The following is a 9,503-nucleotide window of genomic DNA, read 5'->3' on the forward strand; positions in this document are numbered from 1 at the left end:
GGCCCGTGCACGTCGGCCTGCTGGACAAATCCGGTTCGTTCAGCTGCTCGCTCCAGGACCACGAACCAGGGCTCACGCGGCGTCATCGGGCACCTCCCCGACGTAGCGGACGTATAGAACGTCAAAGCGCACGACCGCTTCGAACTCGCCCACCGGGAAGGGGCGGAGCCTTCCCTTCCCGATAGCCGACACATACGTCTTGGCAGTCGAATCCATCAGCGGCTTCGGCCATCTCGCCCACTGGCCCGGCCGCGCCTTGAGGGCCTCGGCGAAAGCGTCCAGAAGCCAATCTCGTCCACGGCCCGTCTTCGCTGGAAGCTCATCGACGAACTCGAACTCGACCTCACGCTGCGCCACGCGGAGCCACCTCCTCCAACTCGTACCCCGCAACGCGCAGGCACTTCCGGTGATCAGCGACTGGCACCTGCTCCAGCGGCACCCACGACAACAAGTCGCCGTTCTCCGTGCACGCATACATTTGGGTGTCGCCCGCCCGCATCGCCGACGACACGATCACGTACGACGTCACCCCCCAGTCGTAGGGAATGCCGCCCTGGAACGGGATCGGCGGGTACAGGGCATAAACCGCGGCTTCGCTGACGAACGGACCGAGTTCGGTGGTCGGACGCAACGCGGTTCGGTAGGCGGACCCGGTCATCGGTCCGCCCAATGCCACTCCGGCCAGTCATCGGCGGGCGGTGCTGTGCGGGTGGGCGGCTCGCGCCAGTGCTCGCGGTGCAGCAGCCCTGCCCAAACGCCCTCGCTGAGCGCGTGGACGAAGCGGTCCGCGATGTGCGGGTGCGGCAGATGCAGGCGGTTCATGCTGCGGCCTCGATCCCGCCGATCAACTTCCATACGCTCCAGGCGACTTCGAACGCCCGCGACCGGGGGACGTTGTCGGTCATCAGCTCGGTGACGAATTCGAGGATCAGCTCGCGGTCGGCCAGGCGGTGCACACGGTTGCCGATGAGCCGGTCGATCAGCAGTTCGCTCGAACGGAGGGAGTTCACGAAATCGATGCACTCGGGATAGGCGTTCACGGTTGCACCTCCTCGGTGTCGCCGGGACGCTCATAGACGGTGTGCTCGAACTTGATCTGGTCGGGCGTCCACCACTTCCCATCGACCCACACCGAGACGGTGGATTCGCACGGCAGGTCGTGAGCAGCTTCGACGATGGCCCTCAGTTGATCGAGGAACAGGTCACCGGTGGCGATCTCGACCCTTTGCGATCGCTCCACGCGCCGCGACTCTGACCGCACGAAGGTCAATCCCTCTGTTGGCCCGTAGGCTTCCGGCTGTGTCATCGCGGCACCTCCGGCCCCCAGTGGCCCAGCACCCGCGCAGCCGTCTGGTATTCGTGTGTGTCGCAGGGGTCGTCGATCACCATGCGCACCAACAGATCCAGCGCCTCGGCATCGCTGCACGTCGCGAGCAGGTCGCCCAGGCGGTGATCGAAAGAGTCCATGGGCTGGCGGCGCAGGCTATCCACGTCGTGCCGCCACCCCCCAACGTGGCCGGTCATCGGGTCACCGCCTCGGACGCGGCGAGGATTGGAGCGCACTTCCACTCGAACGACTCGACTTCACGGGTCACGGTGACCTTCGGTGCGGCAGCGACGTACTCGGGGTCCGGCACTTCCTCGGTGACGGTCTCGACGCCGGTCACCACCCGCTCGCACACCACCTCACGCAGGTCGGTCAGGCGAAGGGTGAGCGCTTTAAGCGGCACGACGGCATCGAAGTAGCCGTCGCCGCCGTCACGGAACTCCTTGCGGATCGGTTCCGCCGCAATCGGCTTGAACCGGCGGATCGCTTCGCCCATGACCTGCGCGCCGTGGTCTCTGTGCTGGTAGTCGGTGGCATGGTTGGGCCACAGCGTGCCGCCTGAAATGAGGCGCGCGAGCATCGCCGCGACGAACTCGTCGGTCTCAGCAATGTCGGCCAAGGCGCGCAAGTCGGCAGCCACATCGGCCGCGGCAGGGCTTCCGGGAAGTGCGATGATATTCATCGGGTAGACTTTCTTGCTGTTGTGTTAGGTCGGGCCGCCGAGTTATCGGGACTGCGGCGGCCGTTTCTTTCCGGCTTCGGGGCCGGAGTCTTCGGAGGCACCCCACGCCACAGCCGCACCGTCGTGTGACGTTGTGACGTGGGGTGCAGCCTCACCACAGGGATCGGGATCGGCCTGGAGTGAGGACGTTTGGGGGCGATCAATCCACGGGTCGAGCGCGTACTGCGCGACGCAAGGTGCGCACCACTCTGCGGGCTCGCCTAGACCGAGAACATCCCAGCAGCGCCGGGGGCCAGCAGGATCTCGCGCAACCGAGCAGGGGCCCGCAATCGCCGCGATCGCATCCTGGAATCGCTGAGCGCCGGAATGAGGTACGCGCGGCGGCAGCGCAGGGAAGCCACCTGCCGGACGTGCCTCGCCCTCGACGGCCTGATGAGGGTCGAACCCGTCGAGGGAGCTTGGGTGGGACGTGCCCGCGGGCGCCACATCGCCCGAGCGGCTGCACCGATCGGACACGTCCCGGCCCTCGGCGGCGGTCGGTTGGGGTGTACCGCCGAGGGAACCTTTCGCCGTCGCCACCGTCTCCGGCGGGTCGGCCTCTTCGAACTGGAAACCAAGCGCGACGGTCTGCGAGCGCGCCGCTTGCAGCTGCTCGACCTGATCGGCCAAGCGCCGCAGTTGCTTCCGCTGCTTGCGCACCTCGGCGCGCAGCTTCTTGACCCGACGCCCGCTCATTGCCGATCACCGCACTCGCCGCCGTGCTCGCGATCCCAGCGCCGCGCATCCGCCCAGCACAAGCCCACCAGCAGCACCGCAGCCCAGACTGGAGCGCCCACGATCACAGCCAGTCCGAAGGACAGCCCCGACGCGAACAAGTCGCCGTTGATCAGCCCGAACAGGTACGCCACCCAGGCCACACCCATGCCCAGCAGCGCCGTCAGCGCGGTCGCCTTGAGCAACCGCCACGACGTCCGAGCGTTCGGGCGGACCTGGATCGCCGCGGCGCGGCAACAGGGCTCGGTCATTTCCGGGCTCCCCCCGCCACGATCGCCCACACCAGCAGGCCGCCACCGACGAAGAACGCCAGGAGCAGCAGGACGAGGAAGCCGGTCATGCAGCTTCACCCGCCTGGCGCCGGGGTGTCCGACGTTCGGCCTTCTCATAGGCGCGGATCATCATGACCGCCCCGTCCATCGAGCCGGGAGGGAAGTGGGCCAGCTGTTCCTGAACCCAGGACTGGTCAATCCGGACTTCCGGGGCAGCTGACTTGCGCCGCTCGTAGTCCGGCTCCGCGGTGATCACGCGACCCCCTCGGACTGCGGCACGAAGTCGGCCGGCGACTTGCCGAGGACCTTGGCGAAGTTTTCGACGTGACCGAGGTCGAACGGGTAGCGGTCGGGGTAGTTGAAAGCTCGGCTCATCCTCGAATTGACGAGACCGGCCTGCTCACCGACGTACTCCTCAGTGAGTCCCGCTTCGGCGATGGCGGCCCGGATACGGGCCGTGACTTGGGCCACCCACGACTGCGATGTCTCCATATAGAGACAATATCCCTATATGGAGACAATAGCAAGGTGTTAGCAGGCGTCGCAGGACTTCCGAGGACATCTGCCTTTCCGCTGTCACTCCCCTTGCCCCCTGTTGGCCTGTCTCCATATGGAAACTAGACTGGCTACCCATGGCTGCGAACGCACGCGAGGCGGGATGGTTCACACGAGCCGTCGCGTCCCAACTCCGCGCCCAACTGGGCGTACGCAAGCTGAGACAGGCGGACTTAGTGAGAGCCACCGGCATCCCGAAGGCCACCCTGTCTTCACTGCTAAGCGGAGACACCGCGATCGACCTGGAGCAGATGCGCAAGATCGCAAACGCCCTAGGCATCGAGGTCGCCGACATCTGGACCGCCGCCGAGCAGCAAGGCGACCCAGACGTGGGCGGCGAAGACATCTACCTCGCCGATGGGACGCTCAACCCCTTGTACACAAGGGGCGTGCCGGAATCTGACAAACATATCGAGGAGCTTGTGAAGCGGCGACGCTCTGACCCCGACGGATAGCGCATACCCACGCCGGTAATCCAAACGCCCAGGGATGGAATCCATTTCCATCCCTGGGTGCAACCGCGCCCCCACCGCCATACTTGCATCGCGATCGCTACCAGCCGCGAGAACTGCACGGCCACAAGGCCGTTGCGCGGCTCGATTTCGACCAGACCCTCATCGTCAGCAATCAGCGATCCAACGATCACCCAGCCGTTGCGGACATCGATGTCGCCGCGCGGCGGAGACAAGGTGATGCCCATTGCTCCCAACGCGACGAGATCCTCTGCTGCCCAATCGATTTCAGAATCAGGCTCCGATGCAGGGCAAAATCCCGCCATGATCAACCCTTCAGTTACCGCCCCGACCCCTGCGCCGACCTGTCGCAGTTGTGCCATGCGAGTCTAGTTCGCGCAGCGTGTGGTTGAAAGCGATTACAGAGTAATTGATCCTTTTATTTCATCTCGTTATCGACACGCCGAAGTGCAAATCGACGGCAACACAGCCGGTTTCGATCATGAGTCATGCACATCGAACCATGCGAGAACGTCTTGACCTTGGTAAACCGCGCCGTTCCCCAAGTTTGCCGACCGAACCGCACCGGATCGCCAGTCACAAACCCAGCAAACGACCATGTCTGCACGCGCCACGTGCAAAGCCTCAGGCCATCGCCGCCAGCGGATGCACCTCGACCCCCAGCTCCCCGAACCTTCCCACCCGCGCCACAGGCATGATCTTGATACGCAGATACCGCCGGATGATTTCCCTTTGCTGCTCCAGGGTGCGCTTGCGCCAGCGGTCGCCCGCGCCCGGCCCGGCGAGATCACGCAGAAGAGGATCCGCCGCAGCGACCAACGCATCGATCCTGTCCTGCGCGACCTTGATCTGATCCTCGATCTCCGCGACATAGGAGGCCACCATCCGCGCCTTTGTGTCGGGCGGCAGATCAGCTTTCGCCATACCCTTCACGAAGGCGTCGGAATCCGCGCGGAGTTGTTCTATCTTCGCAAGTTCTGTATCGATGACGTCCTGCTCGTCTTCCTCGCGGGCGTTGAGCTTGGCAGCCGTCTCCGGCCGCTCCAGCAGCGCGATTATCAGCGCATGGACGTGCTCGTCAACAAGGTCGATACGACGCCCCACATGACCATCAACACAACGGTACGACGGCGCGTACGCCTTTCCGTCCTTACGCCTCGGGAGCTTCGGGGCCACTGCCTTGCCGCACTCACCACACGTGGCGATGTAGCTGACCAAGTGAATCGGGGCGGTGCCCCGGTGATGTGTCCGGCGCTTGGGATCCTTCAGCAGCGCCCTCAGCTTCTCGTGCTTCTCCCGGGTGAAAATCGGTTCCCAAGTACCTTCACGGATCACCTCCCCCTTATGGGTGCGCAGACCGGCATAGGTGGGGTTCACGAGCACTCGCGCAAGGACGGCCTGGTCGAAGAATCCCTTGCCGCCGATCGCCTTCCACCGCGGAATGAAATCTGCGGACACCGAGCGCAGTGATTCCCCCGCGAGAACTCGATCTGCGGCTTCGTTCAGCAGCGCGGCTTGTTCGGGAATCGGCTCCCGATACAAGGCTTTTCCCGAATCCGGGTCTCGCACGATCCGATACCCGCGCAGCAGCTTCCCGTGAGCCCGGCCGTCCTCCAATGCCAATTGGATGCCGCGGTTCACGTTGTCGCTGATGTCGTCGGACTGCTCCTCGGCGCGCAGAGCATCGGCGTTCGCGGCTCGCCGGTCCGACGCTTTCGACAGATCGTAGGTCCGGCCGCCGTAGCGCCATAGAGTCCCGGTGTCGATGCAGATCCGTCGCAGCGGCACGTAGTCGTCTAGGTCGCGGTGTGCGCGGTTGTTGGCGAAGGTCCACAGCATCTCGGCGTGGCCGCCGCGAATGAACTCGGTTGTCTTGATGAATCCGGGGCGTTCCTGCACCCGCCGGTAGCGGGATGCACTGAGGTTGTCGGTGAACACCGCGACCACGACGCCTCCCTGGCTGGCGACGTCGCGGCGGCCGACGCGCTCCTGGTCGGCGACCGACTTGTCGCCCGGCCCAGATTTGCGGCAGTACAGCACTACTCGCAGCTTCGCTGCGGCTTCGACGCGCTCCCGGCGCTCGGCGACCACACGGGTTGTCACCCGCTAAAGGATACCCCCTAAGCGACGATAACTGTACTGATGATTTGCGGCACGCCACGACGGTACAACTTTCGGATTCGACATCGATCATCGACGCGATCGTGACGGTCCGCGGGCCGCTACGCCCGTACAATTCTGCTCACACACACTCCCGGTGGACATCGTGGTCCAGGAAGGGGTGACGACGATGACGTCCGGCACCGCCCCGCTCACGCCGACGAAAGCCTTGCATACCGGCTCCGGCGATCCACTTCTGCTGCTACACGGTTTCATGCTCTCGCCACATTGCTGGGAGCAGGTGGCGTTTCGGCTGTCCGGCACCTGTGAGGTGTTCGCTCCGGCCTTTCGGGGGCATTGGGGCGGTCCGCAATTGCGCGGCTGGTATCTCGATGTGCACGCACTGGCGGATCAGGTCGAGGACCAACTCGACGAATTGGGTTGGCGCAGCTGCCATATCGCGGGTAATTCGCTCGGAGCGTGGGTGGGATTCGAGCTGGCCCGGCGCGGGCGCGCCCGGACGCTGACGGCCATCGCCCCGGCGGGCGGCTGGCCGAATCCGTCGGTCATGCAGCTGCGGGTGGGGCTGAAGTTCCTGAGTCTGCTGCCGGTGGTCGAGATCGGCAAGCGGATCGGCCCGGCGCTCCGATTCAGCGCTCCCGCAAGAAGGTTCGCATCACTGTTCCTCAGCAAGAACTCCGGCACGGTCTCGCGGCGCGCGCTCGAGGCCGTGATCACCTCGGCGCTGAACTGCTCGGCCATGCTGCCCATGCTGCTGAGCGGCCTGCGCTGGGAGGCCCTGGCGGACCTGTCCGACCTGCCGACGCCGGTGCGGCTGCTCATGTGTGAATACGACCGGGTCATCCCCAATCGCCCCTACGCCCAACGATTTCTGCGCGAATTACCCGAATCCGCCGACCGAATCCTGATACACGACGTCGGCCACGTGCCCATGCTGGAGGCACCGGACCGCATCGCCACCCTGATCGCCGAACACGTCTATGCCAGCCGCACGCATCTGCGGGCGGTGTGAATAGACCGGCGGGTCGGTCGAACCCCTCGGCACCGGCCCGCCGGTCTCCCGGCGAAAAGCGTGCCGAGCGTATGCAGCCGAAACGCAAGCGGCCGCGGCCGGGGCGGCGCTGGCTCAACCCGCACGATTGCGATCCTTCTCGCCTCGCCTTGCCTGCTCGAGCAGGATTCTGGTGATCGTGGCCGGGTCGTCGACCTGGGGGCAGTGGGCCGAGGCGGGCAGGATCAGGACCCGCGCGGAGGGGAAGCGGCGTTGGGCGCGGTAGGCGGCGCGGTGGGGGATCAGTTTGTCGTGGCGGCCGTGCACGATCAGGGTTGGGGGTAGCGGGCCCTCGGGGTAGCCCGCGTCGAATTCGCGTAACAGGGTGCGGCCACCCGCTAGCAGCCGTCCGATGGGGCGGGTGTCACCGCACAGGGTCAGGAAGCTCCGTACGTTGTCGGGGTCGATGTCGCTGCCGCGCGTGTACAACAGATATCGCACGGCCGGATCGGCCAGTCGGCCCCGAAAAACTCTGGCGGGCAGGCGAACACCGGACAGCACGACCTCGCCGGGGCCGTAGCGGCCGATCGCGGTCGTGATGACCGGCCGATAGCCGAAGCCGGGCACCGACAGCGGCACCGCCGCGCGCACCGGCAGCTCCGGATCGGCCGCCGCGCGCAGCGTCAGCCCGGCCCCCATCGAGTTCCCGGACAGCACAACCCCTTGCGGGCCCTGCGCCCGGATGACCGCCGCCACGATGTCGTCCAACCGCGGTAGGATCGGCTCCCCGCGCGGCAGCAGATGCACCGCCGGGAGATCGATCGCGACGGCCCGGCGACCGGCCGCGGCCAGCCGCTCGAGCACGCCCAACCAGGTGTCCGCCCGGTCGTACACCCCGTGCAGCAGGACGAACACCGGCCCGGATCCCTCGACCGACAACTGCCGGATCGAGGTCCCGGCGTGGATCTCGATGGTTTCCGTCACGACGCTGTGGCGGCTCATCGGCACACTCCTACAGGCCCAGCAGCCCCTTGGCGACGTGGGTCACCTGGATCTCGTTGCTGCCCGCGTAGATCATCAGTGATTTGGCGTCCCGGGCCAGCTGTTCAACCCGGTACTCGGTCATATAGCCGTTGCCGCCGAACAGCTGCACCGCGTCCATGGCCACCTCGGTGGCGGTCTCCGAGCAGTACAGCTTCATCGCCGAGGCCTCCGCCAGCGTGGGCGGCTTACCCGCGCGGGCGCGCTCGATGGCGTTGAACACCATGTTCTGCACATTGATCCGGGCGACCTCCATCTTGGCGAGTTTGAGCTGCACCAGCTGGAAGCGGCCGATCTCCTGACCCCACAGCTTGCGATTCTTCGCGTAATCCACGCAGAGCCGGTGGCATTCGTTGATGATGCCCAGCGCCATGAACGCCACCCCGATGCGCTCGGCGGTGAAGCTGGACCGGGCGCTCTCCCGGCCGTCACCGCCCTTGTGCTCCTCGGTCTCGCCGAGCAGCCGGTCCCGGCCGAGGCGGACGTTGTCGAAGAACAGCTCACCGGTGGGCGAGGAGTGCAGGCCCATCTTCTTGAACGGCTTGCCCTGGGTGAAGCCCTCCATACCCTTGTCGAGCACGAAGGTCAGCACCTTGCGGTTGCGCTTGTCGGGGTCGCCGTCGCCTGCCCCGGCACGCTTTTCGCCGGGGTCCAATTTGGCGTAGACGATGACGGTATCGGCGTAGGGGCCGTTGGTGATGAAGGTCTTCTGCCCGTTGAGGATGTAGTCCTCACCGTCTCGCTTGACGTAGGTCTTCATCCCGCCGAACGCGTCGCTGCCGGAATCCGGTTCGGTGATCGCCCACGCCGCGACCTTCTTCATGGTCACGATGTCCTCGAGCCACCGCTCCTTCTGCGCGAGCGTGCCCCGCGCCAGAATGGTGGTGGCCCCGAGCCCGATGCTGACCCCCATGGCGCTGACCAAACCCATACAGACCCCGGACAATTCGCTGATCAGCACCGCCATCAGCGACTCCTGACCACCGAACGGGTCGGGTGAGGAGGACTCTTTGGACTTCTCCGCCGGCGCCTCCCCCGCCTCCCGGGCCCGCTGCCTGGCCAGCAGCTTGCCGACCGCCTCGGCCCCCATCACATCGATGCCGAACTCGCTGAACAGCTTTCGGATCACCGGATACGGCGGCAGCTCCCCGCTCTCGAGGGCGTCGACCTTCGGACGCACCTCCTTGTCGATGAAGCCGCGCACCGCGTCGCGGATCAGCTCATCGGTCTCGGACCACTCGAACATCGTTGTTCTCCTTCGTGCCTA

General features: G+C 65.7%; 15 protein-coding genes. 2 read left to right on the plus strand and 13 right to left on the minus strand.

The window, feature by feature from the left end:
- Positions 1-72: 72 nt before the first annotated feature.
- From NDR87_RS18900 to NDR87_RS18945, 10 genes are all read right to left on the minus strand, one after another.
- A complete protein-coding gene (locus tag NDR87_RS18900; RefSeq protein WP_251914539.1) occupies positions 73-357 on the minus strand; it encodes a hypothetical protein in 285 nt (94 codons plus the stop codon).
- On the minus strand, positions 344-658 hold the full coding sequence (locus NDR87_RS18905; RefSeq protein ID WP_251914538.1) for a hypothetical protein: 315 nt from the start codon (positions 656-658) through the stop codon (positions 344-346). Before NDR87_RS18905 ends, NDR87_RS18900 begins: the two co-directional genes overlap by 14 nt.
- Complete coding sequence (locus NDR87_RS18910) at positions 655-822, minus strand: hypothetical protein (protein ID WP_251914537.1); 168 nt, start codon at positions 820-822, stop codon at positions 655-657. The genes NDR87_RS18905 and NDR87_RS18910 overlap by 4 nt, the downstream gene beginning before the upstream one ends.
- The gene (locus tag NDR87_RS18915) at positions 819-1,040 is read right to left on the minus strand and encodes a hypothetical protein (RefSeq protein ID WP_251914536.1); all 222 of its coding nucleotides are present in this window, start codon (positions 1,038-1,040) and stop codon (positions 819-821) included. Before NDR87_RS18915 ends, NDR87_RS18910 begins: the two co-directional genes overlap by 4 nt.
- On the minus strand, positions 1,037-1,306 hold the full coding sequence (locus NDR87_RS18920) for a hypothetical protein (protein WP_251914535.1): 270 nt from the start codon (positions 1,304-1,306) through the stop codon (positions 1,037-1,039). Before NDR87_RS18920 ends, NDR87_RS18915 begins: the two co-directional genes overlap by 4 nt.
- The gene (locus NDR87_RS18925) at positions 1,303-1,467 is read right to left on the minus strand and encodes a hypothetical protein (protein ID WP_251914534.1); all 165 of its coding nucleotides are present in this window, start codon (positions 1,465-1,467) and stop codon (positions 1,303-1,305) included. The genes NDR87_RS18920 and NDR87_RS18925 overlap by 4 nt, the downstream gene beginning before the upstream one ends.
- A gap of 53 nt (positions 1,468-1,520) precedes the next feature.
- Complete coding sequence (locus NDR87_RS18930; RefSeq protein WP_251914533.1) at positions 1,521-2,009, minus strand: hypothetical protein; 489 nt, start codon at positions 2,007-2,009, stop codon at positions 1,521-1,523.
- A gap of 731 nt (positions 2,010-2,740) precedes the next feature.
- Positions 2,741-3,034: a hypothetical protein gene (locus tag NDR87_RS18935; protein WP_251914532.1), complete on the minus strand. Its 294-nt coding sequence runs from the start codon at positions 3,032-3,034 to the stop codon at positions 2,741-2,743.
- Positions 3,035-3,119: 85 nt separating this feature from the next.
- Complete coding sequence (locus tag NDR87_RS18940; protein WP_251914531.1) at positions 3,120-3,311, minus strand: hypothetical protein; 192 nt, start codon at positions 3,309-3,311, stop codon at positions 3,120-3,122.
- On the minus strand, positions 3,308-3,547 hold the full coding sequence (locus NDR87_RS18945; protein ID WP_251914530.1) for a hypothetical protein: 240 nt from the start codon (positions 3,545-3,547) through the stop codon (positions 3,308-3,310). The genes NDR87_RS18940 and NDR87_RS18945 overlap by 4 nt, the downstream gene beginning before the upstream one ends.
- A gap of 140 nt (positions 3,548-3,687) precedes the next feature.
- Between NDR87_RS18945 and NDR87_RS18950 the strand changes: the two genes are divergently transcribed.
- Entirely contained in the window at positions 3,688-4,065 is a 378-nt protein-coding gene (locus NDR87_RS18950) for a helix-turn-helix domain-containing protein (RefSeq protein ID WP_251914529.1), read from the plus strand.
- Positions 4,066-4,707: 642 nt separating this feature from the next.
- On the opposite strand, the gene NDR87_RS18955 is transcribed toward NDR87_RS18950, so the two are convergent.
- Positions 4,708-6,186 carry a recombinase family protein gene (locus NDR87_RS18955; RefSeq protein ID WP_251914528.1) on the minus strand — a complete coding sequence of 493 codons (1,479 nt, stop codon included), beginning with the start codon at positions 6,184-6,186 and terminating at the stop codon, positions 4,708-4,710.
- Positions 6,187-6,373: 187 nt separating this feature from the next.
- Between NDR87_RS18955 and NDR87_RS18960 the strand changes: the two genes are divergently transcribed.
- The gene (locus NDR87_RS18960; protein WP_251914527.1) at positions 6,374-7,216 is read left to right on the plus strand and encodes an alpha/beta fold hydrolase; all 843 of its coding nucleotides are present in this window, start codon (positions 6,374-6,376) and stop codon (positions 7,214-7,216) included.
- 114 nt (positions 7,217-7,330) lie between these two features.
- On the opposite strand, the gene NDR87_RS18965 is transcribed toward NDR87_RS18960, so the two are convergent.
- Both NDR87_RS18965 and NDR87_RS18970 read right to left on the minus strand, forming a co-directional pair.
- The gene (locus tag NDR87_RS18965; RefSeq protein ID WP_251914526.1) at positions 7,331-8,197 is read right to left on the minus strand and encodes an alpha/beta fold hydrolase; all 867 of its coding nucleotides are present in this window, start codon (positions 8,195-8,197) and stop codon (positions 7,331-7,333) included.
- Between the two features lie 10 nt (positions 8,198-8,207).
- Positions 8,208-9,482 (minus strand): acyl-CoA dehydrogenase family protein, encoded by a 1,275-nt coding sequence (locus tag NDR87_RS18970; RefSeq protein WP_251914525.1) that lies wholly within the window; start codon positions 9,480-9,482, stop codon positions 8,208-8,210.
- Positions 9,483-9,503: the final 21 nt, after the last annotated feature.

The organism is Nocardia sp. CDC159 (assembly GCF_023740735.1).
Lineage (GTDB): Bacteria > Actinomycetota > Actinomycetes > Mycobacteriales > Mycobacteriaceae > Nocardia > Nocardia pulmonis.